This is a genomic window from Thermotoga sp. RQ2, assembly GCF_000019625.1.
Taxonomy (GTDB): Bacteria; Thermotogota; Thermotogae; order Thermotogales; family Thermotogaceae; genus Thermotoga; species Thermotoga maritima.
This window is the reverse complement of the sequence record NC_010483.1, coordinates 878604-903994: the sequence shown is the minus strand read 5'-3', so window position 1 is coordinate 903994 and position 25391 is coordinate 878604. Positions and strand designations below refer to the sequence as shown.

Annotated in this window: 24 protein-coding genes and 1 riboswitch; of the genes, 7 read left to right on the top strand and 17 right to left on the bottom strand. The window is 45.8% G+C overall.

The genetic code is table 11. The annotated features are described in order from the left end of the window. Positions 1–70: 70 nt before the first annotated feature. The 6 genes from TRQ2_RS04515 to axeA are packed head-to-tail and all read left to right on the top strand — an operon-like array spanning position 71 to position 7265. The gene (locus TRQ2_RS04515) at positions 71–1078 is read left to right on the top strand and encodes an ABC transporter permease (protein ID WP_012310794.1); all 1008 of its coding nucleotides are present in this window, start codon (positions 71–73) and stop codon (positions 1076–1078) included. Between the two features lie 16 nt (positions 1079–1094). Further along, positions 1095–1949 carry an ABC transporter permease gene (locus TRQ2_RS04510; protein WP_012310793.1) on the top strand — a complete coding sequence of 285 codons (855 nt, stop codon included), beginning with the start codon at positions 1095–1097 and terminating at the stop codon, positions 1947–1949. Between the two features lies 1 nt (position 1950). Further along, positions 1951–2958 (top strand): ABC transporter ATP-binding protein, encoded by a 1008-nt coding sequence (locus TRQ2_RS04505; protein WP_012310792.1) that lies wholly within the window; start codon positions 1951–1953, stop codon positions 2956–2958. After that, positions 2945–3907: an ABC transporter ATP-binding protein gene (locus TRQ2_RS04500; protein ID WP_012310791.1), complete on the top strand. Its 963-nt coding sequence runs from the start codon at positions 2945–2947 to the stop codon at positions 3905–3907. The genes TRQ2_RS04505 and TRQ2_RS04500 overlap by 14 nt, the downstream gene beginning before the upstream one ends. 37 nt (positions 3908–3944) lie before the next feature. Continuing rightward, entirely contained in the window at positions 3945–6281 is a 2337-nt protein-coding gene (locus tag TRQ2_RS04495) for a glycoside hydrolase family 3 N-terminal domain-containing protein (protein ID WP_012310790.1), read from the top strand. A 6-nt stretch (positions 6282–6287) separates the two neighbouring features. Next, a complete protein-coding gene (gene axeA / locus TRQ2_RS04490) occupies positions 6288–7265 on the top strand; it encodes a cephalosporin-C deacetylase (protein WP_012310789.1) in 978 nt (325 codons plus the stop codon). Here the strand turns inward: axeA and TRQ2_RS04485 are convergent. The 8 genes from TRQ2_RS04485 to flgM all read right to left on the bottom strand — a co-directional run bounded on the left by TRQ2_RS04485 (position 7248) and on the right by flgM (position 14802). Beyond that, positions 7248–8018: an ABC transporter ATP-binding protein gene (locus TRQ2_RS04485; protein ID WP_011943432.1), complete on the bottom strand. Its 771-nt coding sequence runs from the start codon at positions 8016–8018 to the stop codon at positions 7248–7250. The genes axeA and TRQ2_RS04485 overlap by 18 nt on opposite strands. A gap of 1 nt (position 8019) precedes the next feature. After that, the gene (locus TRQ2_RS04480) at positions 8020–8988 is read right to left on the bottom strand and encodes an iron ABC transporter permease (RefSeq protein WP_012310788.1); all 969 of its coding nucleotides are present in this window, start codon (positions 8986–8988) and stop codon (positions 8020–8022) included. Beyond that, positions 8985–9878 (bottom strand): cobalamin-binding protein, encoded by an 894-nt coding sequence (locus TRQ2_RS04475; protein WP_012310787.1) that lies wholly within the window; start codon positions 9876–9878, stop codon positions 8985–8987. The genes TRQ2_RS04480 and TRQ2_RS04475 overlap by 4 nt, the downstream gene beginning before the upstream one ends. Before the next feature lie 52 nt (positions 9879–9930). Then, positions 9931–10131: riboswitch (cobalamin riboswitch) on the bottom strand. Then, positions 10127–10576, bottom strand: coding sequence for a flagellar assembly protein FliW (gene fliW / locus TRQ2_RS04470; protein ID WP_012310786.1), 450 nt, complete (start codon positions 10574–10576; stop codon positions 10127–10129). Its footprint overlaps the riboswitch before it by 5 nt. A gap of 4 nt (positions 10577–10580) precedes the next feature. Then, positions 10581–11495 (bottom strand): flagellar hook-associated protein FlgL, encoded by a 915-nt coding sequence (gene flgL, locus TRQ2_RS04465; protein WP_012310785.1) that lies wholly within the window; start codon positions 11493–11495, stop codon positions 10581–10583. 5 nt (positions 11496–11500) lie between these two features. Next, complete coding sequence (flgK, locus tag TRQ2_RS04460; RefSeq protein ID WP_012310784.1) at positions 11501–14077, bottom strand: flagellar hook-associated protein FlgK; 2577 nt, start codon at positions 14075–14077, stop codon at positions 11501–11503. A 3-nt stretch (positions 14078–14080) separates the two neighbouring features. Beyond that, positions 14081–14527 carry a flagellar export chaperone FlgN gene (flgN, locus tag TRQ2_RS04455; RefSeq protein WP_012310783.1) on the bottom strand — a complete coding sequence of 149 codons (447 nt, stop codon included), beginning with the start codon at positions 14525–14527 and terminating at the stop codon, positions 14081–14083. Further along, a complete protein-coding gene (flgM, locus tag TRQ2_RS04450; protein WP_011943425.1) occupies positions 14524–14802 on the bottom strand; it encodes a flagellar biosynthesis anti-sigma factor FlgM in 279 nt (92 codons plus the stop codon). Before flgM ends, flgN begins: the two co-directional genes overlap by 4 nt. A gap of 67 nt (positions 14803–14869) precedes the next feature. On the opposite strand from flgM, the gene murJ reads away from it, so the two are divergent. Further along, positions 14870–16291 (top strand): murein biosynthesis integral membrane protein MurJ, encoded by a 1422-nt coding sequence (gene murJ / locus TRQ2_RS04445; RefSeq protein ID WP_012310782.1) that lies wholly within the window; start codon positions 14870–14872, stop codon positions 16289–16291. Here murJ and amrB read toward each other — a convergent pair. The 9 genes from amrB to TRQ2_RS04400 all read right to left on the bottom strand — a co-directional run bounded on the left by amrB (position 16272) and on the right by TRQ2_RS04400 (position 25390). Beyond that, a complete protein-coding gene (amrB, locus tag TRQ2_RS04440; protein ID WP_012310781.1) occupies positions 16272–17105 on the bottom strand; it encodes an AmmeMemoRadiSam system protein B in 834 nt (277 codons plus the stop codon). The two genes, murJ and amrB, sit on opposite strands and share 20 nt — an antisense overlap. Then, on the bottom strand, positions 17102–20950 hold the full coding sequence (locus TRQ2_RS04435) for a type II secretion system protein GspD (RefSeq protein ID WP_012310780.1): 3849 nt from the start codon (positions 20948–20950) through the stop codon (positions 17102–17104). The genes amrB and TRQ2_RS04435 overlap by 4 nt, the downstream gene beginning before the upstream one ends. 15 nt (positions 20951–20965) lie before the next feature. Beyond that, complete coding sequence (locus TRQ2_RS04430) at positions 20966–21394, bottom strand: hypothetical protein (RefSeq protein ID WP_231556614.1); 429 nt, start codon at positions 21392–21394, stop codon at positions 20966–20968. Positions 21395–21423: 29 nt separating this feature from the next. Then, positions 21424–21840, bottom strand: coding sequence for a hypothetical protein (locus TRQ2_RS04425; RefSeq protein ID WP_011943420.1), 417 nt, complete (start codon positions 21838–21840; stop codon positions 21424–21426). Continuing rightward, positions 21837–22256 carry a hypothetical protein gene (locus TRQ2_RS04420; RefSeq protein WP_235280273.1) on the bottom strand — a complete coding sequence of 140 codons (420 nt, stop codon included), beginning with the start codon at positions 22254–22256 and terminating at the stop codon, positions 21837–21839. The genes TRQ2_RS04425 and TRQ2_RS04420 overlap by 4 nt, the downstream gene beginning before the upstream one ends. A 100-nt stretch (positions 22257–22356) precedes the next feature. Next, positions 22357–23337 (bottom strand): hypothetical protein, encoded by a 981-nt coding sequence (locus TRQ2_RS04415; protein ID WP_011943418.1) that lies wholly within the window; start codon positions 23335–23337, stop codon positions 22357–22359. 1 nt (position 23338) lies between these two features. Further along, positions 23339–23722: a hypothetical protein gene (locus TRQ2_RS04410; RefSeq protein WP_011943417.1), complete on the bottom strand. Its 384-nt coding sequence runs from the start codon at positions 23720–23722 to the stop codon at positions 23339–23341. Then, on the bottom strand, positions 23719–24918 hold the full coding sequence (locus TRQ2_RS04405; protein WP_011943416.1) for a type II secretion system F family protein: 1200 nt from the start codon (positions 24916–24918) through the stop codon (positions 23719–23721). The genes TRQ2_RS04410 and TRQ2_RS04405 overlap by 4 nt, the downstream gene beginning before the upstream one ends. Position 24919: 1 nt before the next feature. Beyond that, the gene (locus TRQ2_RS04400; protein ID WP_012310779.1) at positions 24920–25390 is read right to left on the bottom strand and encodes a ferritin family protein; all 471 of its coding nucleotides are present in this window, start codon (positions 25388–25390) and stop codon (positions 24920–24922) included. Position 25391 lies beyond the last annotated feature (1 nt).

The window sequence follows — 25391 nt, the reverse complement described above, 5'->3', positions numbered from 1 at the left end:
AAAATACTTTCAAACAGGGGGCCGGGGGGACAACCCCCGGTCCTTTAAAGAGAAGAGGAGGGCAGATACCTTGAGCTTTGTAAGGAGATACCTGCTTCCAAGATTGATAACTTACTTTCTCGTAGTTTTTGTGGGTTTAACGATTGTGTTTTTCTTGCCAAGATTTCTTCCGAGTGATCCTATACAGGCTTACATCGATCGACTTATAACACAGGGAGGAAATATGAATCCAGAGTACTTCGACAAACTTGTGGAAACGATCAAGGAACTTTATGGTTTGCAGGGAAGCCTGTGGGATCAGTACATCAACTTCTGGAAAAGACTTTTAAAAGGTGATTTTGGTCCTTCATACTTTCAGTTTCCAACCCCTGTGATGAAGTTAATAAGACAATCACTGCCCTGGACCGCCTGGCTTTTGTTTGTAACAACTGTCATTTCCTGGATCATAGGAAACATTCTTGGAGGACTCGCAGGATACTTCTCTGACAGAAAATGGGTGAAAATTCTCGATGGTATTGCGATGGTGATAAGACCGATGCCGTACTACATCCTCGCTCTCGGACTTTTGATCCTCCTTGCGTATATACTTCCCATCTTTCCAATCGGCGGAGGTTTTGCAATAGGAATGAAATTCACCTTCAACTGGGAAAATCTGTTGATACTCCTAAAACACGCTTTCCTTCCAGCTCTTTCTTTAGTTCTAATAGGTGTGTTTTCCTGGTTTCAAGCCATGAAGCTTGTGGTTCAAAGTGTGAAAACAGAAGATTATGTGAAATACGCAAAGATGGGAGGAGTAGAGGAGAGAAGAATCGTTCGAAGATATGTAATAAGAAACGCCATGTTACCACAGATAACGGGACTTGCTCTCTCTCTGGGACAGATCTTCGGAGGTGCTTTGATAACAGAGATCGTGTTCTCCTATCCCGGTATTGGATCTCTCCTTTATAATGCCATTTTCACAGGTGATTACAATCTACTGATGGGTATAAGTACCCTCTCCATACTTCTCGTCACAACCAGTATACTCGTTATAGATCTGTTGTATCCACTTTTCGATCCAAGGGTGAGATACAGATGAAAAAGGAGTGGAAAGAATGCAGGTGTTGAAAGATCTGTTGAGAGATACACGTTTCAGATTCGGTTTCATAGTTCTTCTGGTACTTTTGACACTCTCTATCCTGTCTTTCTTTTCACCGTACAACCCGTACCTGTGGAATCAGGTCCCGAGGGATCTTCCACCCCATTGGCCTCACATACTTGGAACCAACTCGATGGGACAGGACATTTTCTGGAAACTCACTTTCGCTGTGAGAAACTCACTTGTCATGTCACTGATCGCGGGACTTGTATCGAGAGTCATAGCCATGATCGTCGGTATGATAGCCGGATACAAAGGAGGAGCCGCAGATAGGGTCCTGACATTTCTCAGCGATTCTTTCCTTGTGATACCACTTTTCATAATAATAGTTCTGGTTGCTTCTATTGTAAAGGGACGTTTGAGTCTTCCCATGCTTGGGCTTCTCCTTGGAGTCTTTGGTTGGGCATGGGATGCGAGAGTGATCAGGTCTCAGGTTTTGAGTTTGAGGGAAAGAGATTTCACCTACACTGCTCTTCTCTCTGGATCAAAAGCTCTTTCGATCGTTTTCAAAGAGTATCTACCGTTTCTGATACCGCTCATATTCGCCACTCTCATAGGTAACATGTCCTGGGCTATTGGAATGGAAATCACACTCGCGATACTGGGTGTGTCGAACCTGGACATACCCACACTCGGTACCATGCTTCAATGGTCGATAAACTACCAGGCCCTTCTACTGGGATACTGGTGGTGGGTGCTGACTCCTGTTTTAACGTCTATCTTTTTGTTCATAGCGCTGTATCTGATCTCAATCAGCATCAGTGAGTACTTGGATCCGAGGATGAGGATACAGAGAATAGGACAGGCATGAGGTGATAGCGGTGGAAGTGTTGAGAACAGAAAATCTCAAGTCTTATTACATTCTGGACATATTCGGAAAAAAGAGAGTAGTGAAGGCAGTGGACGACGTGAACATTTCGATCATGGAGAACGAGATATACGGTATCGCAGGAGAGAGCGGATGTGGAAAGAGCACTCTTTTGAGAGCTCTCTTTGCTGCAATAGAACCACCACAGAGAATAGTGGGAGGAAAGGTCTTGTACAGAGAAAACGGAAAAGAAGTGGATGTTTATTCTCTGAACGATGAAGAGAGAAGAAGGCTCAGATGGAGTTTCATTTCTTACGTTCCACAGGGATCTATGAGCGTTCTCAATCCCGTGGTGAAGATAAAGGAGACCTTCAAAGACTTCATAGAGAGCCACACGACCGGAAAGACGAAAGAAGAAGCCTATGAGATGGCAAAAGAACACATAAGAGAGCTTGGCCTTCCGATAGAAATTCTCAACGCCTATCCACACCAGCTATCCGGTGGAATGAGGCAGAGGGTGACGATCGCCCTTGCAACTGTTCTGTCACCGAAGGTGATCATAGCAGACGAACCAACGACCGCTCTCGATGTTGTGACTCAGAGAGGCGTGGTCCAGCTCCTTAAGGAGATACAATCTTCAAGACAGAACACCATCATCCTTGTCACACACGATATGGGGGTTCATGCGAACGTGACAGACAGGATAGCGATCATGTACGCAGGAAAGATCATAGAAGAAGGGAAAACAGAAGAGATCTTTGAAAACCCCATGCATCCCTACACGAAGTATCTGATCTACTCGCTTCCAAAGTTTGGAGACAAAGGAAGAAGAGAAAGCGCTCCTGGAAGTCCTCCATCACTCGCCGATCTTCCACCAGGATGCAGTTTCCATCCAAGATGTCCACATGCGTTCGACAGGTGTAAAAAAGAAGTACCCCCTCTCAAGGAATACCTGCCGGGCCACAGAGTTGCATGCTGGTTAGTAGAGGAGGGAAAGAATGCCGCTTCTTGAGATAAAAAATCTGACGAAGATCTTCACCATAGGGAGTATCTTCTCCAGAACGAGGATAGTGGCTGTAGACAACGTGAACTTCGATATAAACGAAGCAGAGATCTTCACCCTCGCTGGAGAGAGCGGCTGTGGAAAGACCACGACCGCCAAGATCATCCTTGGCTTTGAAGAACCCACCTCTGGTGAGATCGTCTACAAAGGAAGAAAAATCGATCGGGTGCATCAAAAAGAGAAAGAAAGAAGAGAACTTCTGAAGGAAATACAGGCTGTCTTCCAGAATCCGTTCTCCACGTTCAACCCCCTCAGGAAGGTGGACAGGTACTTCTATGAGACACTCTTCAACCTTGGCATAGCGGATACAAAAAAGAAGGCAGAAGAGATCATCAAAGAGAAACTCTCCGCAGTCGGTATCTCCTTTGAAGAATTCTCCGAGAAGTACCCAAGTGAGTTCTCAGGAGGTCAGCTTCAAAGAATTTCCATCGCAAGGGCGCTTCTCACGAATCCTTCTCTTCTTGTCGCAGACGAACCCGTCTCGATGGTCGACGCTTCTTTGAGAATGTCGATCGTGAACCTCTTCAAGGATCTCAAAGAACAGTACGGTGTGAGCGTGCTCTACATCACCCACGATCTCACAACGGCTTATTACGTCTCTGACAGAATCGCCGTCATGTTCAGAGGAAATATAGTGGAACTGGGACCTGCAGAGAAAGTTCTCATGGAACCAAAGCATCCATATACCCAGCTTTTGAGGGAATCCGTCCCAGAGCCGGATCCGAAGAAAAAGTGGGACATCAGGATAAAACTGTCCGAGACAGAGCAGGCAGAGTATCTGAGACAGGGCTGCAAGTTCGCAGGAAGATGTCCAAAGGCCATGGATATATGCAGAAAGGAGCCTCCTCCATATTTTGAAGTAGATGGTGTGCAGGTGAAGTGCTGGTTGTACAGATGATCTTTATGGTTTCAATAACGGATGAGGAGGGAAAAATATGGAACCGTACAGGGATCCTTCGCAACCCATCGAAGTGAGAGTGAGAGATCTTCTTTCCAGAATGACGCTGGAAGAGAAAGTAGCCCAGCTTGGGTCTGTCTGGGGTTACGAACTGATAGACGAGAGGGGAAAGTTCAGTAGAGAAAAAGCAAAAGAACTCCTCAAAAATGGTATTGGTCAGGTCACGAGGCCCGGTGGATCAACGAACCTTGAACCTCAAGAAGCCGCGGAACTTGTGAACGAAATACAGAGATTTCTCGTGGAAGAAACACGTCTTGGAATTCCTGCGATGATACACGAGGAATGTCTCACCGGTTACATGGGACTTGGAGGAACCAACTTCCCTCAGGCAATAGCAATGGCGAGTACATGGGATCCAGATCTCATAGAAAAAATGACCACCGCCATCAGAGAGGATATGAGAAAGATAGGAGCACATCAGGGTCTCGCACCTGTTCTGGATGTCGCAAGAGACCCGAGGTGGGGGAGAACAGAAGAGACGTTCGGAGAATCTCCCTATCTGGTGGCGAGGATGGGAGTCTCTTACGTGAAAGGCCTCCAGGGGGAGGATATCAAAAAAGGTGTCGTTGCCACAGTGAAACACTTCGCCGGATACAGCGCTTCTGAAGGCGGAAAGAACTGGGCACCAACGAACATTCCAGAGAGGGAATTCAAAGAGGTCTTTCTCTTTCCGTTCGAAGCGGCCGTTAAAGAAGCGAATGTGCTTTCTGTGATGAACTCCTACAGCGAAATAGACGGTGTCCCATGTGCAGCGAACAGGAAACTCCTCACAGACATTCTCAGAAAAGACTGGGGATTCGAAGGAATCGTCGTTTCTGACTATTTCGCTGTGAAAGTTCTGGAAGATTATCACAGAATAGCAAGGGATAAGTCAGAAGCCGCAAGACTCGCACTTGAAGCGGGGATAGATGTTGAACTTCCGAAGACAGAATGTTATCAATATTTGAAAGACCTTGTTGAAAAAGGCATCATCTCCGAAGCTTTGATCGACGAGGCAGTCGCCAGGGTGCTGAGGCTGAAGTTCATGCTTGGGCTCTTCGAAAATCCCTACGTTGAGGTGGAAAAAGCAAAGATAGAAAGCCACAGAGACATCGCGCTCGAGATAGCAAGGAAATCTATCATACTCCTCAAAAACGATGGGATACTGCCGCTTTCGAAAGAAAAGAAAGTGGCGTTGATCGGACCGAACGCGGGTGAGGTGAGAAATCTCCTCGGAGATTACATGTATCTTGCACACATAAGGGCTCTCCTCGACAACATAGACGATGTCTTTGGAAATCCTCAGATCCCGAGAGAAAACTACGAAAGACTGAAGAAGAGCATAGAAGAACATATGAAGAGTATTCCGAGTGTTCTCGACGCCTTCAAAGAAGAAGGGATCGAATTCGAATACGCAAAGGGCTGTGAAGTGACAGGGGAAGACAGAAGCGGCTTCGAAGAGGCGATAGAAATTGCAAAGAAATCCGACGTTGCCATCGTTGTCGTAGGAGACAAATCTGGACTCACCCTTGATTGCACAACCGGTGAGTCCAGAGACATGGCAAACCTCAAGCTTCCAGGAGTCCAGGAAGAACTCGTCCTCGAAGTCGCAAAGACAGGAAAACCCGTCGTTCTTGTCCTCATCACGGGAAGACCCTACTCACTCAAAAACGTCGTCGACAAGGTGAACGCCATCCTTCAGGTGTGGCTTCCGGGGGAGGCGGGAGGAAGATCGATCGTTGACATCATCTACGGAAAGGTGAATCCCTCTGGAAAACTCCCGATCAGCTTTCCAAGAAGCGCTGGTCAGATTCCTGTCTTCCACTACGTCAAACCCTCCGGAGGAAGGTCTCACTGGCACGGAGACTACGTAGACGAGAGCACAAAGCCTCTTTTCCCGTTTGGGCACGGTTTGTCTTACACGAAGTTCGAGTACAGCAACCTCCGGATCGAGCCGAAGGAAGTGCCACCGGCCGGTGAGGTGGTGATAAAGGTGGACGTGGAAAACACTGGAGACAGAGACGGAGACGAGGTGGTTCAGCTTTACATCGGTCGTGAGTTTGCGAGCGTCACAAGGCCTGTGAAAGAGCTGAAGGGCTTCAAGAGGGTTTCTTTGAAGGCGAAAGAGAAGAAGACTGTTGTGTTCAGGCTTCACATGGACGTGCTCGCCTACTACGACAGAGACATGAAACTTGTAGTTGAACCCGGTGAGTTCAGGGTGATGGTGGGAAGCTCTTCTGAAGACATAAGACTCACAGGTTCTTTCTCCGTCGTCGGTGAAAAAAGAGAAGTGGTGGGAATGAGGAAATTCTTCACGGAAGCCTGCGAGGAGTGATAAAAGATGGCCTTTTTCGATTTACCACTCGAAGAACTGAAGAAATACCGTCCGGAGCGGTACGAAGAGAAAGACTTCGATGAGTTCTGGAAAGAAACACTCGCAGAGAGCGAAAAGTTTCCCCTGGACCCCGTCTTCGAGAGGATGGAGTCTCACCTCAAAACGGTCGAAGTGTACGATGTCACCTTCTCCGGATACAGAGGACAGAGGATCAAGGGGTGGCTCCTTGTTCCAAAATTGGAAGAAGAAAAACTTCCCTGCGTTGTGCAGTACATAGGATACAACGGTGGAAGAGGATTCCCTCACGACTGGCTGTTCTGGCCTTCTATGGGTTACATATGTTTCGTCATGGATACTCGAGGACAGGGAAGCGGCTGGCTGAAAGGAGATACACCGGATTACCCTGAGGATCCCGTTGACCCTCAGTATCCAGGATTCATGACAAGAGGAATACTGGATCCCAGAACTTACTACTACAGACGAGTCTTCACGGACGCTGTCAGAGCCGTTGAAGCCGCTGCTTCTTTTCCTCGGGTAGATCACGAAAGAATCGTGATAGCTGGAGGCAGTCAGGGTGGCGGAATAGCCCTTGCGGTGAGCGCTCTCTCAAAGAAAGCAAAGGCTCTTCTGTGCGATGTGCCGTTTCTGTGTCACTTCAGAAGGGCAGTGCAGCTTGTGGATACGCATCCATACGCGGAGATCACGAACTTTCTAAAGACTCACAGGGACAAGGAAGAAATCGTGTTCAGGACTCTTTCCTATTTCGATGGAGTGAACTTCGCAGTCAGAGCGAAGATCCCTGCGCTGTTTTCTGTGGGTCTCATGGACAACATTTGTCCTCCTTCAACGGTTTTTGCTGCCTACAATCACTACGCTGGGCCGAAGGAAATCAGAATCTATCCGTACAACAACCACGAGGGAGGAGGCTCTTTCCAGGCAATTGAACAGGTGAAATTCTTGAAGAGACTATTTGAGAAAGGCTAGCGGTCTTCCTGTGACAGGATGTTCGAGTACCACGAATTCCGTTTCGAATGTATTCCGGAGCACCTCTTCGGTCACCACCTCTGGGGGTGCTCCGGTTTTTATCATCTCACCGTTTTTCATAACGCCTATTCGATCACACAGAGCAGATGCCACGTTTATGTCGTGGAAAACGGAGATGATGGTTTTTCCCGATTCTTTCAACCTTTTCAACACGTTTCCCACAAGACTCACGTTGTTGTAATCCAGATGGGCTGTGAGTTCATCGATGAGTAGGATTTCCGTGTCCTGCGCAATCGCTTTCGATAGCACAACCTTTCTACGCTCTCCAGAGCTCAATGTCCAGAAGTTTCTGTCGACAAATTTCAGTGTTCCGGTTAGCTTCAGACTTTTCAGGACTATCTCCTCATCCTTTCTGGACGTTCCACTCAGAAGACTCAAGTGTGGAAGCCGTCCCATTTCGACTATCTCTTTTACAGTGAAGTCGTAGGAGGGAAAGAAATCCTGAGAAACGAGGGTTACTATCTTCGCCATCTCTTTTCTCGAAGTCTCCCACGGTATCCTACCGAGGAGCTGAACCGTTCCTTTCTGAGGACGAAAAATCCCCACAAGGATCTTTAAAAGAGTAGTCTTTCCGGAGCCGTTCGGTCCGACGATGCCGAAAAACTCCCCTTTTTTCACAGAAAGGTTTATGTTTTTCAGAGAGAATCCGCCTCTGTATTGGAAGAACAAATTTTCAATCCTTACAATCTCCACTTCACACACCTCTTTTCATGAGGAAAGCAAGGAAAGGTGCTCCAATCAACGCCGTTACAACGCCGACTGGAAGCTCCGTGGGAGAAAAGAAGGTTCTGGCTGCCGTGTCGCATAGTGTAAGGAGAACTCCTCCCACAATCAAACTTGAAAGGACGGACTTCAGAAAATTCGGACCAACGAGGTAACGAGAGATGTGAGGAACTATGAGACCGACGAAACCGATAACACCGCTTCTGGAGACGAGAAATGCCGTGATGAGATTCCCAAAAAGAAAAGTGACAACCTTCAATCTCTCAACGTTGACTCCGAGAACGAAGGCCTCTTCTTCTCCAAGCGCCATGGCGTTCAGATGTTTGGAGAAGATCAAAGAGTAAAGTAGAAACGGGATGACTACCACCAGGTAGAAGAGAACATCCCCCCACGTGCTCCCTGAAAAGCTTCCAAAGAGCCACATAGAAATGGTGGTCACATTCCTTTTCAAAAGAACGATCGTCATGTAAGTGAGAGAGCTGAACAACGTGCTTACCACCACTCCAGAAAGCACGATGGTTGTTACCGGAAAGCGGCCCTCTTTCCTTGCAATGAGAAGGGTCAAGAGTGACGCTATCATAGAGAAACCAAAGCTGAGAAGTGGAATTCTGTATATCCAGGAGATTCCAAGGGTTTCAGCGAGGTAAAACGACACAACAGTACCGAAAGATGCACCCGAGGAGATTCCAAGGAGATACGGATCAACAAGAGGATTCTTCAAAAGATTCTGAAACGAATTTCCCACGATCGAAAGACCGGCTCCAACCAGAAAACTTGCCAGAACCCTTGGAATTCTGAGAGAAAGAATCCTTTCGACCCCGGGGTTTTCTTTCAAACCAAAGAGGACCCCCAGCACTTCAAGGGGGTCCAGAGGCACACTTCCAAAGAAGATTCCAAGAAGAAAACTGAGTATCAGTATCGGAAAAACGAGTTTTCTCACTCACCTTTTCCTCCGTAGAAAAATTCATAGAACAAATCGAGGAGTTCAAACACATCGGGAGAAGGTTGAGAGGCCACGTTTCCATCCACTGCAAAGACCCTTTTGTTCTTCACTGCGTTTATTTCTTTGAAAGGTTCAAAATTGAGTATTTTCTTTATCTCTTCGTTCTCCGTTCCAGAGATGTAAACTCCAACTATTATCACATCAGGATTTTGAGACACAACATACTCAAGAGAAAGCTGTGGCCAGCCGTTCGGCCCTGCGATTCCAGAAGCAATGTTCACCCCGCCCGCCAGTGAGATGATCTCGTTGAGATAGGATCCCATACCACACGTCCAGATCTCTTTCACATCAGGACCGGGAGATGAGATCAGGTAGAGTACCTTGGGACGCTTCGATGGAGGAACGTTGTAGGTCTTCTTTCCTATCTCAAGCATTTTCTCTCTCAGCTTTTCCGATTTCTCCAGGGCAAGGTCTCGACGATCAAAGATCGTTCCAAGAAGGACCACGTCTCTAATGATGTCGTTGAGAGAATTCGGATTCACAACAAGGACCTTTAAGCCTGCTTTCTCAAGTTTTGGAACTTCGGGAAGCTGAAATCCGCCGAACATCAGAACGAGATCGGGATTCAGACTCACCACCTTTTCGATGTTCACAGGAACCATTGCACCGACTCTTTCAGCTTCGTAGCTGTCGTAATCTGTGACTCCAACAATTTTGTCTTCCAGTCCGAGGAACACAAGAAACCTCGTTGCGGCGGGAGACAGACTGACCACCCTTTCGGGTGCGGATGTGATCTCCACCACTCTCCCAGCATCGTCCACAACCGTTACGGCGAGCGCAACGGCGGTGGCAAAAAGAAGGATCAAAGAAACCAGTTTTCTGAACACTTCCATCCCTCCCTGAAAAAGAATATTCCCACCTTCCTGGTGCCGAGGAAGGTGGTTTCCCTTCACCGTGGGCGGGTTTCCCGGCTTCCGGATCATCCTACTCCCCGCGCCTTCCCAGGGTGATCACCCCAGTGGCGTTCTGCGGGTTTCGTCCCCGGTCACGGTGGCGGCCCCGCGCCGGATTCTCACCGGCTTCCCCTTTGAACCCCGAAGGGTACCGCACGGTGAGGGAGGCCTCTATTTGAAGATCATACCACAGTCTTTGAACGCTCCATCTCTTCGGAAAGAAGGTGTCTCAACTGGTAATCTTCGTTCTCCAGTATCGTTTGAATTCCCTTCTTTTTCTTTTGATTCAAAATTATCGGTGCCCTGAGATTTATCGTGGTCTTTTCCGGTTTCCCTGGGGGAATCGTTAACACACAGAAGAAAAGGAGCGCTTCCTGATTTTCGGCTTCGATCTCCTCGAGATCCTCACTTGGCACTACAGGATCGTAATCGGCTCTCACGAGCTTTGGATCCACAACGGGAAGTCCCACTTCCGGATCCTCGAGTGAAAGCAGCCATCCTATGGGAAAGGTTTCCTGAGGAAAAACGAGCGCGAACTTTCGCAGATGTTCGAATCCGGGAATTCCTTTTTCGAACGTGAAGATACTTTCATCCGAAATTTCCATCTCTCCGAGTTTGGTTTTGTAAACCACGTTATCACCTCACGAAGTCTACCAGGGTCGCCTGAAGCACTCGACTGGCCGATTTCAAAGCAGCTTCAAGAACCGACTGCTGCATAGCAAGATCTGTCACGAGTTCTGTGATGTCCGCGTCTCTCTCCTTTGAAAGGTACTCGGTGAAGAAGAAATCGAGATCCTGCACCCTCGAGTTCACCATATCGATGAACCTGCTCACACCACCGACCTTTCCTATCGTTTTGATTATACGCTCTTCGAAGGAGGACAGTTCCTCCAAGAAAACGTTCGACACACGTTCAGATATCTGAGTTTCGTTGAGATTGGAACGGAGAGTGGCAGAAACTTCTTCAAGCATCTGGAACACATTCTTTCCGCTGTCCAGTTCAAAAACCTCACTGGCCGTGACACCGTAATCAATGGAATGTCCCAGCACCAGAATAGAGCGACTCTTATCTGAGGCCGGAAGTGTTGAGATCTTCCAGGTGCCGTTTTCGTTTTCGACCGGCTGACTGAAAACATCGTATCCAGAAAAGATGTACTCGTTCCCTATTCTTGTGTTCGCCACTTCCACCAGATTCTCTTTGATTTTATCGATCTCCTCTGCTATAGCCTCTCTCTCTGCTTTCGAAAGAGTCCCATTCGCTGCTCTAACCAGCAGCTCTCTGAGTCTTTGAGTAATGGAGGAAACGGTTTGAAGGGCACTGTCGTACGCGTTTACGTAGGTTTGGACGTGATCCACGCTTCTTTGAAACTGCTCGAGTTCCCTCTTTCTCGTCAGAATGTCACTGGCCCTCTTCGCAACGACGGCATCGTCACTCGGATACCTCACCTTGTATCCCGAAGAGAGTTGATCGTGGAGCTTCGCTATTCTTTTCAAACTCGTCTGTATGTTGAACAGTACCCTATCACTGATCATTTTGTTTGTAACCCTCATTCAGATCACCCCACCATGTTGATCACGGTCTGTATCATCTGATCGACAGCGGTGATGACTTTGGCAGCAGCGCTGAACGCGTGCTGATACTCTATCATGTTCGCCATCTCCTCGTCGAGAGAGACTCCCTTCACTTCTTCACGGGCATTGTCGATCTCCTGTCTGAGGATTTCCGTGTTGTTCTTGAGATTGCTGGCAGTTTCCGCCTCCACACCGAGCTCCGAGATCACTCCACCGAAGAACTCGTAGAAACTCTCCTTGCCGTTCGATAACATCTTTTTAGTGTAAAGATTCTGTATGGTTTCGAGAAGCTCTGGATTGGCTCCACCCGAAGGTTTGATGCTCGTCGCGTTCCAGTCGGAATTTTCCAGAGCGTATCCCACATCGACCGCGAGATTTGCCGGGTTCGTAGCGAGAGAAGAACTCACCTCGAACTGATTGACGATGTTCAGGGGTTCATCGTACAGTGCCCTGTCAAAAGTCAGAATGTCCGCAACCTTGAAACGTTCGCTCAACGTGGTGAAATCGTCAGATTTTGAAACCAGGGTGAAGGAAGAGCTCCAGTCAAAAGTAGTGGGGTCACCGTCTGGATCAATAAATCCAACGGCTTCGAAAAATCCCTGCGGACCTTTTATTTCCATCATTCTGAGATCGAAATCGTAGAGCGACGACGCCCTGAAGACGAGCGAATGATGGGGTGTCAAATCCGCGAGAACTCCCGTGTTCTTTTCGTTGATCTTTTCAACGAGTGTTTCCAGAGTGTCCACAGCTGGATCTATTTCTATATCCGTGGAGTTAATAGTGATCGTGAAAGGCCTTGTTGGGTCAAAACCGGTTTGACCGTAGAAAATGTTTTCCAGAGTGTCTTTGTATTCCAGCACCTCGTAATTTCTCACGAACGCGTTCGATTTCGTGAAGAAGTCATCGTCGCTCAACACCTTGACGGCCGAAGGATCGAAACTGAGCTGCTCATCTGGAACGATCACAAGCATGTTTTCTCCAGTGGATGGATCCGCGTAAATCTGCGCCCTCAGATGCGAAGAAGAATTTATGGAAGCTTCTATATTCGAAAGGTTCACCCCGGAAGAAAGATCCACGCTGATTGTTTCTGTCTGCCTTGTGCCATCTTCAAGAGTGTACTCCACGTTTATGTTGTAAACACCGGAAGACAACCCGGAAAGGTCGGATTCTTTTATGGTTATATACCCTTTTGTCTCGGTGTCGAATCCCATCTGCGATAGAGAATCCCCCAGTGAGAGGAAAAGCTTGTTCCTCAAAGAACCGGTGCTGTCCTCCAGGTAAAGTCTGTATCCTCCCGCATGTGAACCCACCCTAAGAGAGGTACCGAGCAGGTTCCACGAACCAACGAGGTCACCAATGGTCGTTCCAGCCGAGACGTTCAAAACGTTCGATGAGCCACCACCGAAAGAGAGAACGATGTCATCAGAGTTGAAGCGTCTTCCTTCTATTTCAACTTGGCTGCTTGCGGAATGAATTCCTGTTACAGTGTGGTAAGGTCCCATCTCGAGCTTTCTACTTCCTTTGATTCTGAAGATGGAAGGATCATCGCTGAAGGCCTCAATTTTCTTGAAGAAGTTGAGGTTCGTTGTCACTCCGTTCGACTCAAAACCATCCCTGTGAACAAGATTCAATGAGTCCGTTATAAAAAGCACGAATTCATCGAGTTTTCTCATGTACTTCACTATGCTGGAATCCCTCAGATCCATCAACGCTTTCAGCTTCCCATCCGAGAGAATCAACTGAGAGTTTCCAACGAAGAGCTCATGGTATCCTTTTCCGTAAGGTCTCTCCAGTGCCCTGAGTTCTCTATAAGTAGAACCGTTCAAAACGATCTGATTTCCTATCCTCAGGGTAATCTGTCCGTCCTCCGCTTCGGTGTAGTTGATATTCGCAAGATTGGAGAGCTCGTCAAGGATCCTGTCTCTTTCATCGAGAAGGTCGTTCGGTGGAGAGTTGAGCATCATGCTGGTTCTGATCTTGTTGTTGAGATCTGCCAGTCTTTTTATCATCTGGTTTATCTCGGACACTCTCTGAACGATCTCATCGTCTATATCTTCCCTAAGCTGCTCCAGTCTTCCGTAGAGATCTTTTATCTGAGAAACCATCTGTTGTGCTCTGGAAACAACCTCCGCCTTCGAGGCTGTGCTACTGGGGTCGGACATGACTTCTTTGAAAGCGTTCCAGAAGTTGTCCACAAGGCTTCTTATACCATCTTCACCTGGCTCTGCCAGAAGCTGCTCTATGAAGTGAAGGTTGGAAAGGACAGTGTCCCAGTAGTTGTATCTGTTGTTCACCTGTCTGTACTGCACGTCGAGGAAGGCATCTCTCAACCTCACAATCGTTTTAACCTTTGCACCGGTTCCCATCTGCAAGGGAAAAGAAGGCTGTGTCAGGGTAGTGAGGGGAATGGGGGGATTCGCCTCTATGACTGGTCTCTGTCTCGAGTAACCGGGTGTGCTGGCATTCGCGATGTTGTGCCCCACAACGTTCATCGCCAGCTTGTGCGCGTGTATTCCTGTGAGCGCCGTGTTGAGTATTCCAAACATGGACATATCGGGCATTTTTCAGGACCTCCCGTTGAACATCGAAGGACCATCTCTATCGAAGGATCCATTTCGATTGTAGGTGAGTTCATTCCTTTGAAGATTGAACACAAAATCTATGTAATTCAAATGAAAACCTATTGCCTGTTTTAACTTTTCTATCTCGAAGACCAACTTGTTCAGCGTTTCAAAGAAACTCCTTAGCTCTGAAAGCATTTCTTCATCGTCCTTGTAGATTTCCAGAAGATCGATGAGCTTTGTGCCATTTCCGTGTGATTCCAGTGAAGATTTCAATATTTCGTTGCAGGTTTCCATCGAAACGGAAAGCTCCTCAATGTGCGGCAGGATGCTTTCAAGACGTTCGAAGTCCTTATTTACAATCGCTTCCAGTTCTTCTTCCAGAAGATTTCTCATATTCTCCATGAGTCTTATCTTCTCTGTGAGAACCCTCTTCAATTCCTCTCTCATTCGGACAGCTCCTCCAGAATTTTTCGGGCAAGCCTTTCAGTATCGACGAAGTAATTTCCACTCTCTATGGCCTTTTTCAGCTCTTCTACCAGCTGCTCGCGGACAGTTGATATGTTTTTCGCCTCTTCAGCGAATTTTCTGACATCTTCGACGTGCCGAAGCTCAACATTATCGGTGCTTTCCTTTTTCCTCTTCTCCTTTGATTTTTCTACAGAAGGCTTCTTTATTCCTTCGATAGGATTTATATCTCCCGGTCCGTTTATTCTGTCTATCATTCCCTCACCTCCTTCCGTATAATATTATCGGGTGCTTTTCCGCAAACTTAAATCAGGAGGAAGAAGAGTGTCCAGCATAAAGAAAACGCTCGCTTTCTCTCTGGGAACCTTTTTCTCGCGTATCACGGGCCTCGTTCGTGATGTAATTCTCGCAAAAACTTTTGGTGCTTCCTCTACTCTTGATGCCTACTATGTTTCCATAGTCTTTCCGTTCTTCCTCAGGAGGACCTTCGCTGAGGGTGCGATGAGCTCAGCCTTCATGGCAATCTACAAAAAGCTGAAGAACAAAGAAGAAAAAGCACAATTCACCTCGGCCGTACTCACCTCTCTCGGGCTTGTTACTCTCGTCATTGTCTTTCTTTCCGAAGTTTTTCCTTACTTCATGGCATCTATCTTCGCCACAGGTGCCGATGAAGAAGTGAAATCGCTGGCAGCCGATCTCATACGCCTGACAGCTCCGTTCATAACCATCGTTTTTGTGTGGGCAGTTTTTTATTCGGTACACAACGCCTCACACAGATACTTCCTTCCCGCGTTGACTCCGATGTTCTCGAACGTAGGTGTGATAGTGGGATGTCTATTCGGCGATGTAAGGTGGGCAGCCGCTGGATTCACGATAGGAGGTCTGGCTGCACTACTGGTTTTACTTCCCTTCGGAAAATTTCGATACAGACCAACATTCAAAGGCCTTGGAGAATTCTACAGACTCTTCTTTGGAACGTTTATGACAATGGCAGTCTCCCAGATAACCACACTGATCGACGTAAACGTTGCCTCTTTTTTAGACCCGGGTTCACTCTCTTTGATCCAGCTTTCCAGCCGGCTCTACCAGCTTCCACTCGGTATCTTCGGTGTTGCGGTATCCACCGTTGCGTTATCCACCCTCAGCGAAAGCGAAGGGGATTTTCACGAAAATCTGAAAGATTTCATAAGCAAAAGCCTCTTTCTGACCCTTCCTTCCTCGATTGGATTGATGATTCTTTCCGAGAGAATCATTTCCCTACTTTTCGGATATGGAGCGTTCACCCATGAAGACGTGAAAAAATCGGCTCAGATACTCCTCATGTACGCAATTGGATTGTGTTTTGTGTCTCTGTTCAATCTCTTATCTCGTGCTTACCATGCTTCAAAAGAAGTGAAGACTCCCTTCTTTGCCACTCTGCTTGTCTCTGCTGTGAACATATCGCTCGACGTGATACTTGGTTTCACCATGGGAGCCTCGGGTATTGCACTTGCAACGAGTGTTTCATACATTGCTGGATTCGTTTTTCTCGCTCTAAGAATGAAACCCTCCTTCGACAAAAAGATTTTCAAAATCAGCCTGGCTTCTGCAGTCATGGGAATTGTGATTCTTCTGCTGAAAGATTCATTCAAAGGGAATCTCGGAACGATCTTTCTGGTACTGATCGGTGTTTTTGTCTATGTGTTACTTTCAAAACTTCTGAAAATAGAAGAGCTCGAAGAAATCCTCAGAAGAGGATCGCACTGAGATACCCAACGACTTCTAATTTATCACCGGATACATCTCCACTGGTAGCATGTTTCAAAATCCTGGCGTTTTTGAAATTCATATTCAAAAGGGTGGCCACTCCACCGTACCCACACATGCTGATATCTTCTTTCACGAGATATTCGTACAGAAGGCGTGGGTCATTACTCTTTATCGCTTCTATGATATAGGAATCTTTCCTCAGAGTTGTTCTCTGATCTTCATAGTGATTCAGATCTGTTGAGGCTATTATCAGAACACCCGGAAACTCGGCTGCAAGTTTCATCAAAGCACTTGCAAGATCTTCAGCAACCGCAGGACTCTGATCCATCAGACATATGGGAACCATGGAAACCTCTCCAAACACGAACTGAAGAAACGGAATTTGGACCTCAATAGAATGCTCTCTGATGTGAGACATGAAGTCTTCCTCGGCGTATCTAGAATTGCTCAAGATGACCTCTACTGCACGCTGATTCACCGGAACAGTTCCAAGCGGGGTTTCCCACTCCCCCTCTGGCCACACACCCACGGGTCTTCCCAGACCCGTGTGATTTGGTCCGATAATAACCACGACAGAAGGTTCGCCGAACTTAACTGCCTCGAGAAATCCCCACGCAGCAACAGGCCCACTGTAGATGTAACCAGCATGGGGAGAGACAAGGCCAATGGGATTTTGAAGCTTTGTTTCGACAGGGACAGGCAGCTCGCCCGGTCCAATCCTTTTGTCAAGAAAGCACATCCTGATTTGTTCGATGAGTTCATCTCTCCTGGAGGGATAAAAAAGGCCGGCCACGGCCGGCTTTCTTTTCATGGTTCCACCACCCTCACGGTGAGGAATATGACAAGATCTCGCTTTTCTTTGTTTTCGGACTTTGTTCTGAAGAACTGACCTATCACCGGTAGATCACCGAGGAAAGGTAGCTTACTTTCTGTTACGTTCGTTACTTCTCTGATCAGACCTCCTATCGTTATGGTACTTCCGTTCTTCACGATGAGGTGCGTTTGGGCTTCTCGCGTCCTTTCCCCCGGCACTTCATTTATGTAGTTTCCAGGCTCACTGGCCTTCACAAAGAGATCGAGCTCTATGGTGTCGTCGCTTCGTACGAACGGTGTGATACTGAGTTCTATACCGGTCTCGAGGAATTGCACTTCTGGAGTTCCGTCTCCGTTGGTATCTGTAACGTACGGTATTCTGTCACCTATCAATATTCTCGCCTCTTTTCCGCTGGTGGTGACGATTCTGGGGCTCGCAAGAATGTCATCGAGAGTGTTGGTCTTTTGATCTGAGAACTGAAGAGAAAGAGTGCTGTTCAAAATTTCTCCGAGGATCTTTTCGAAATCAAGGTAGTCGGTCACGAAGAAAGATATCCCTGCACCAGAGGACCCTACATTCACATTTCCTCCAGTCAATTCGAGAACAGTTTCTTTGCTCAATCTGTCGATCAAAGATCTATCCACTATCTTTGCAGATATCTCTACCTGTTTCGTCGGTTTTTTCAATTTTTCTATGATGTCATCCAGCTCTTTTTTTATCGTCTCAGAAATCCCTGTTACCACCATGAAGTTGTTCAGGGAATCCACATAGACCGTTCCTCCGTAGAATTCGATCAAAGCTTTTATTTGATCGAAATTGTGCGGCACATCGTAGATGTAGCGCCTTGCAAGATCCTGTTTGGGTTTTGAGACAACGTACACACCGTTTTTGTTGTCAAATAAATAACCATAGTTCTGAGAGATCAGATCAATAAACTTTTCCCATGCGACATTATCTGCCTTCATCGTGATCTTCTCCGAAGGGATGGAGACAAACATCACCGAAATTCCAAGTTCACCGGCGATCTCTTCGAGAAGATCGTAAAGCGGAGCATCCTCTGCGTTTATAGTCAGCTTACCATCAGAAACCTTTACGTAATCTTTCTTTTCCTTCAAAACGATCTTTTCTTTTTCCGTTTCTACGAGTTCTACAGCTTTTCTCACTTCGTTCTCTGGTCCCTCTACGATCATCTGCCCCATGTTCGGAAAGACCGTGATCTCGACATTTCTGAGGAGTTTCTTCAAGTAAGAAGAAAGTTCGTCAGGGTTCACACCGGAAGGTATGGTGACACTTTTCACCGCTTTCTTTTCTGATACAGCTTCTTCCTTTTTCAAGAACGTATCGAGGAGACTTTTCACTTTCTCCGATTGTGAAACAGGAACTTCCACCAGAAGCAGGTTCAACTTGTCAAGATAGACAACTTGTTTGACTTCTGGAACGAGAACTTCCAGGAAGGTCTTGAATTCCTCGAAAGAAAAACCGCTCGGAACTTCCAGCATGAGTCGATCGAACACGTTTTCTTTGACTATCTTTTGGTGCCTCTCGAAGAAAGAACGGTAAATGCTCGAAAGATCTTCCACCGCTTCTGAAGATCCCTTGAGAACCAGAAGGCCCAGTTGATCAAGATTGAAACAGGTAACATCCGGATACAGCTTGCTGGAGAGGTTTATAAATTCTTCAACAGGGAAGGAAGAATCCACTTCGAGGAATTCCACTGTTTCTTCCTTACGTACTTCTCCAAGTTTTTCCACTATGTCTGAGAAGAGTTCCTTTGCCTTTTCGACATTCTCCTTTGTCCCTTCAAAGTAAACTACTCCGTCCAGTATTTCGTAAGTGATCCCGGCGCTGTTTTTCACAACTTCGAGGAGTTTCTCTTGTTCATCAATCCAGCTGGGCAACTTCACAAAGTCACGCGAGATCTCTACTTCGGAAGAGAAGATTTTCTGAAGAAGATCAGCAGCCTTTTCGACCTCTTCTCTTTCACCGATGACGGCAAGTTCATTCCCTAACTCTTCTATTGATACACTGTACAGTTGCGAAACAACATTTTTCGCTTTATCGATCGGTACATTCTCAGTTTTTTTCACGAACCTTATGATCCTCTCCTCCGAAGAAATTATCTGCAATTCCTCAGCGGCCTTTTGAACGTTTTCTTCTTCCTTCCCACTCAGCATTGCCATCTTCAGAGAAGAAAAGTACTCGAATTCAACACCGTACTTTTCCTTCATGAATCTGCTCAAATCTTCCACATTCTCAGTTTTTAAGGCGATTTTCAGAAATTGTGTGTGTTCAATCTGAAGTTTCTTCAGCTGCTCTTCAGCGTTTTCAACGGAACTCCTGGCTCCCTCTATGAAGAGGAAGTTCCCTATTTTTTCCATAGAAACCCCGTACATTCTCGTTATCGCGTCTATCATTTCCTGCTGAATCTCCTTTTTCAATTCCACACTTTTCACGATGAAGTTCTTTCTTCTGAGTGACAACAATTTTTCCAGAATGGGGGATACTTTCTCATAGACTGCTTTTGAAACTGACAGTCCTGCCTTTACATTCTCACCATCAATGTTGAGAAATCTCAGCCTTGAATCCGGTACTCCAAGAAATTGTGCCACTTCTCTGAGAAAGTCCTCTTCACCTTTTTTGATATCCAGATAGAACATCTCACCGAGTTCCAGGTTGTTTTCTGCAATGAAATCAACCAGTTCCTGCTCCTTGTCTATCGGCACCTGGCACACCACCAGATTCATGTCCTTGAAAGGCTGGGCATCTATTCCGAGGAGCAAAGTGATAAGCGAAGCAGCGGATTCTGGGTCGTAGGCATAAAAAACGAATTTTTTAGCCGGAATCTGGACCTGTTCTTCTACAGACACCTGCTCACGAGTTTCCAAAATCCTGATATATCTTTCCACTTTCGAAATCGTCTCAGAATCTCCCACAAGAATCACTCTGGATACCGGCTTTAAGAGATGATACTCGAACTGATACACACTTTTGAGAGCGGTCAGGAGTTCTTCCACTCTCGCTGAATCTACCGAGAAGGAAACTTCTTTTTGCCGAAGGGGTGGAGAAACAGAAAGAAGGCTCGCCACGAGGTCATGTTCTTCCGAAGTTCCATAGACGAAGAGAACAGATTTTGACGGAAGGTAGTCTATCATGGCTTCCTGAGAAATGAGACTCTTTATCCTGTCGGCAACTGTTTGATTCTCTACTCTGTATATACCCCAGAATCTCTGAAACCTTCCGGATACTTCTTCGTATTTTCCTATGAACATAGTCCCATCCGGAAAATAAGCGTAGGCAACTTCTCCGAATGTAACGAGAAGGTCTCTCAGCGCATCTTCGGGTGTGACATCGTTCAGTTTCAAACTCGTTGTTGCACTTTTGACACTATCTGAAACGATTACGTTGAGATTCAATCTCTCAGAGAGGTACTTTACCATATCTTCAAAAGGCATGTTTTCAAAGGACACATCGATTCTTTCCTTACTTCTTGGAAATTCCATCACTATCGTCTTGTCTTCTAAACGGTAGCTTCCTGGGAATGGAACCAGCAGACTCGCGGACACCATAACTCCATTGCCAACGTTCACCACTCGTACACCTTCAACAGGACCAACACCAACGGGAACCATGAATCTGCTGATCTTCATTTGAACCCCTTTCATGAAAATGGAGAACACAGTCTTTGAAGAATTCATTTCTGCCGAAACATCTTCAACCGGTGAAGAAACCTGAATCTTTATGATCACTCGATCATTCTCTATCTTAGGAAGTACCCCTACGAGCTCTGCAGAGAACAACACACTGAACATCAACATGACAAGAATAAGAAGTATTCTCCTCACAGATACCACCCCTCCTCATCTTATTGAAAAAAATCTACCATTTTCCACGTCGAGAACCAGAACACCGAGACTCGAAACGTAGGTGACCACATAATTTCCAAAAGATGGGCTCTCGCCCGACACCTCAAAGAGTTTTTCTCCATCGGAGAGAAATACTTTTAATCCATCACCTGTTCTTATGAAACCCAGGAATCGATACTTCAGAGGAGGAAGCGTCACGATCAGAGTGTCGGCTGCCTCTTTCCCAAAGCTGAGCGTCACGGGATTGAAAACCCTGTACGAGAATTCTGGAGGATTTTCCTGAGCCGTTTTCTTGAGCAAGGGGTTGATCTGTATTTTGTTCACCAGCGCCGTAAAATCCGTTGGCCTTTCCACCTGAAGAGTTCCGGACTCCCTGTTGCCAGCGAACAAATAGAAAAGAACAAATGACCACACAACCCCCATAATTACGAGAAGAATCACCGTTCTTCGGTTCATTGTTTCACCCTTTCTAATTCAAGGGTGATCTTCACACTGGGTTGAGATATTGGGGTACCGAAGAAATTGATCGGTATAACTCTTTTCGCATCAATGGTCAAGGTCTTCACTGTCACCCTTCGTGTCTCAGCAAGTTCCTTTAAGAGATCTTCAACTTCTTCAACACTGATTTCTTTTTCGGTGAAATTGTATTGAAACTCAGGTGTACTCATGATCGTCTTTATTATTTCCTCGTATTCCCTTTGCTTCAAGGTGAAAACCTTGAAAGCAGGTGCCAGGTTTTGAAGTTTCTGTTCCAGTTTTTTGGTGTTGGACATGAAGATCACAAAATCTGGCACCACAAGTCCAAAGACCAGCACGAGGAGAGTCAAAACAGCGAACCAGATAGCGAACTTTCTGTTTATTCCCCTCACTTTCCCACCGCCTTGTACTCAAGCCTGTACTTTCTCAGATAAAAACCTTCCGGTAGTTTTTCTTCAAACAGGAGACTTGTACTCACATTCGAGTTTTGAAAAGTACTACTTACAACGTTTTTGGAAACTTCGTAAAACTCAACAATGGCTTTTTCTTGAGAGAAATCAAGATAGCACAGAGTTCGATTTTGATCTTCAAAAATGTTCAGCAAAACCTTCAAAAAATCTTCCCATTTCTTCCTTTTGTCAAGGAAAGCATTCAGTTGATTGACTCTCACTTCCAATGATTTTATTTGGTTCATAAAAACGCTTTCCACACGGGAGATTTCCTCCAGATTTTTGGAAGAATCTTTCGAAAGCTTCACAGAATACGCTCTCAAAACCTCGGAGTAATCACTTTGCAGTCTTTCTATCATTTGCTCTTTCGCATAACTAAAGTAGATATTAAAGGAAACAGGAGGAAGCAACATGACGACCAACAGTACCAGAAAAGTAGATAACTTTACCTTTCGTTTCTTAAACGGATAGATGTTTAACTTTTCCAATTTCCCTGCCCCCCCTTATCATCAAACCAAGGGTTCCTAAGGATACACCAGGTTTAAAAGAAGGAACGATTCCTTGCTTCAACGCTACTCCCTCGAACTTTTCCAGCGTCTGAGAAAGAACTGGTGAAAGGATTGGGGGATCAACGATGTAGAAGAACTGATCGACCCTGCTCAGATTAACTTCATCCAAAGACACTTTGACTTCTCTGTCGAGTTCAATCAGGAAATCACCAAAATATGGTTGTAAAAAGTCAAGATCTACATTCACTGTTCCTTCCATCAATTCCTTGGGCTGAACTCCCGTGTTCTCCACCACAATGTCCATATAGTCCCAGAACATCGAAAAAAGCAACCTGAGAGAACGATAGTGGTTGTTCTCGAGAACAACTATGGAATAATAGTCACTCAAGAAAGAAATCACCGTAAGAACACTGGTTCCTTTCAAACGCTTCCCAAAATAGAATTCGAACACTTCAAGATATTTAACGATATCGGGAATAACCACATCCGTTTCTGGGAACTCTTTTTTCATGAGGTCTGTTACAAAACTCTTCACCTGGTCAACCTTTGAAACAAAAAACAATCCCTCACCACCGTGAATATCCAGAGGAGCAACAACAAGCTGTTCAGGGAGTATACCAAGATTTCTTGATATTTCCATCGTGGCATACTCTACAGCATTTTGCCTGTTCAACGTAGGAGGAACTTTTATATTCATCACCAGCACGTTCTCCATGGACACGTTCGCAACGACTATATCTTCAAGATCTTTTTTCACGTTTCTTGAAAGATTCAGTATAATTTCATCTGATTTCTCCTCATCTGTTATTTCCAGAAGAGATAATTTGTGATCTAACAGCTTCAATTTGGACCCTCTCATTCTCGCACGGGATATCTCCACACAATGTGAACACCAATTCAGGGAAAGGATATCATTGTAGAAAAGCTGCAAGCTATCTCCCCCCGTACAATCTCATTCTGCCAGTGACTGGTTCCACGGTGATCCACCACCCATCTCCATAGACAGTACCTGCTGTGGAGACAAACCCATTTTTGAAAGTGATGTCTTCTCCATCTACAGCCGTTTTGGAGAGAAAAGTGAATGGAAATTCATAGATTTTCTTTTCATTCTTATGAGGATCGTAAGTTACTATTTTCCCATTATCTTCTATTATCAAAAGTCCGTTTCTGGATGTTCTTTCAATCATTCTAATCGCCATGATCTTAAAAGCAACAGCCTGATGATCTTTTCCCAGCTTGAACATCAGAGTCGGTATGAAAAATCCCATTATCATCAATGAAATAGCGATGACTATGAGAACTTCGATAATGTTCATCCACCTATACTCCTCTGAAGCTGAAATACCGTGGTGTATATCGAATACGCGAGGAAAGCCACAAATCCACCAACACCTGCTATCAATAGAGGCTCTACCAGAGAAACAAGCTGCTTCACACTGTTTTTCACTATGTCCTCGTAGAAGTCGGCCACTCTTTCCATCACTTCGTCGACTTTTCCAGTCTCTTCTCCTGTTCCGATCATCTCATAAATCAACTGTGGAAAAACTCCACTTTCTGCAAAAGTATCTCGAAGGGTTTTCCCTTCGGATATCTTCCGAACCATTTCTTCGGTTTTTCTGATAATGGAAGGTGAACTGGAAGCCTGAGCGGCCATCTTTATGGCATCGGTTATTCTGACACCGCTTCCCACAAGAATTCCCAGTGTTCTGGCGAATCGTTCGAGCCCCATGTTCTGTCTGAGCTTCCTGACAGGTGGAAAAATAAAGGATAGATATTCCTTTATGTAAACACCGTATCTTGATTTCATCAAAACGAAAATACCGGCTATGATACCCACCACAAGCACCGAGAACCACGGCCAGTTTTCACTCAAAAATTCGTTGGCTTTTAGAAGAGATTGAATCGTGGGTGAGAGTGGAATAGAAGTTCCAAAAGCCCTGACGAGGTTGGGGAGTATGTAAAAACTGATCACAAGTACGATTACCACTGCAAAGAAGAGAACAAAGAGAGGATAAGCCATGGCGGATTTTACCTCATCCTGAAGCCTTTTCATACTTTCGTAAAAGTCCGCAGCCCTCTTCAGGGTTCTGTCAAGGACTCCACCTTCTTCTCCTGCTTCTAACATACTGATCAAAACACTGTCGAAAACACCTGTTTTTCTGAAAGCTTCTGCTAAAGAATCCCCTGTTTCAACGCTGAGAGCGATTTCCAGTATAACTTTTCTGAAACGCTTTGAAAAAACCGTCTGACGAGCCAGAATGTTCAACGCTTCTTTTATCCTTATACCGGCCGAAATCATTATGGAAAGCTGTCGGCAGAACGTGGCTATTTCGCTGATTGAAATCTGAAAGAACGGCGAACTTTTCTTTGGATTTTTTTTCTCCTCCACACGAACAACCATCAATCCTCTCTCAGAAAGGATCGATATCGCCTTCAACTTGTTCTCTGCCTCTATGACCCCCGTTATCTTCTTACCGCTCCCCTCCACGGCCACGTATTTGTAAAAAGGCATATCAGGCGATCATCCCCTTTATCCTGAGAAGTTTTACCACGTGCTGTTTCTCCTGCTCTATAATACCTTTAACAAGGGATCTTGCTTTTTCATTCTTCAAGAGCTCTAAAATTTCGTAATAAAAGATGATGGTTTCCTTTTCAACCGATATGGAAAAATCTACTGCTTCCTCGACAGACTTCTCTTTCAGATATTTTTCCATAACTTCAGGAGATGGAAAGAATCTTCCCTCCACAAAGCTTTTGAGATACTCTTCGGCATCTTCCATGTCGAGGTAAGTCTCCTCTTCGGCTCCCACTTCTTCTCCGATCTTTTCAAAGGTTCTGGCATGTTCGGCTTCCTGCCTGGACATGTAAGAGAAAAATTCCTTTATGTCCGGCTGAGTGAAACGCTCGGCAATCCTTCTGTAGAATTCTTCTCCCTCTTTCTCTACTCTTACTGCTATGTTCAGCAATTCCTTTGCAGAAAACATG

Coding starts and splice junctions, on each gene's coding strand:
- TRQ2_RS04410 (WP_011943417.1), bottom strand. CDS start 23,722: ATGAACATTATCGAAGTTCTCATAGTCATCGCTATTTCATTGATGATA.
- flgK (WP_012310784.1), bottom strand. CDS start 14,077: ATGCCCGATATGTCCATGTTTGGAATACTCAACACGGCGCTCACAGGA.
- TRQ2_RS04500 (WP_012310791.1), top strand. CDS start 2,945: ATGCCGCTTCTTGAGATAAAAAATCTGACGAAGATCTTCACCATAGGG.
- TRQ2_RS04420 (WP_235280273.1), bottom strand. CDS start 22,256: ATGATAGAAAGACTGCAAAGTGATTACTCCGAGGTTTTGAGAGCGTAT.
- TRQ2_RS04400 (WP_012310779.1), bottom strand. CDS start 25,390: ATGTTTTCTGCAAAGGAATTGCTGAACATAGCAGTAAGAGTAGAGAAA.
- flgL (WP_012310785.1), bottom strand. CDS start 11,495: ATGAGGGTTACAAACAAAATGATCAGTGATAGGGTACTGTTCAACATA.
- TRQ2_RS04495 (WP_012310790.1), top strand. CDS start 3,945: ATGGAACCGTACAGGGATCCTTCGCAACCCATCGAAGTGAGAGTGAGA.
- TRQ2_RS04510 (WP_012310793.1), top strand. CDS start 1,095: ATGCAGGTGTTGAAAGATCTGTTGAGAGATACACGTTTCAGATTCGGT.
- flgM (WP_011943425.1), bottom strand. CDS start 14,802: ATGATAGACAGAATAAACGGACCGGGAGATATAAATCCTATCGAAGGA.
- TRQ2_RS04430 (WP_231556614.1), bottom strand. CDS start 21,394: ATGGGGGTTGTGTGGTCATTTGTTCTTTTCTATTTGTTCGCTGGCAAC.
- amrB (WP_012310781.1), bottom strand. CDS start 17,105: ATGAAAAGAAAGCCGGCCGTGGCCGGCCTTTTTTATCCCTCCAGGAGA.
- TRQ2_RS04405 (WP_011943416.1), bottom strand. CDS start 24,918: ATGCCTTTTTACAAATACGTGGCCGTGGAGGGGAGCGGTAAGAAGATA.
- flgN (WP_012310783.1), bottom strand. CDS start 14,527: ATGAGAGAGGAATTGAAGAGGGTTCTCACAGAGAAGATAAGACTCATG.
- axeA (WP_012310789.1), top strand. CDS start 6,288: ATGGCCTTTTTCGATTTACCACTCGAAGAACTGAAGAAATACCGTCCG.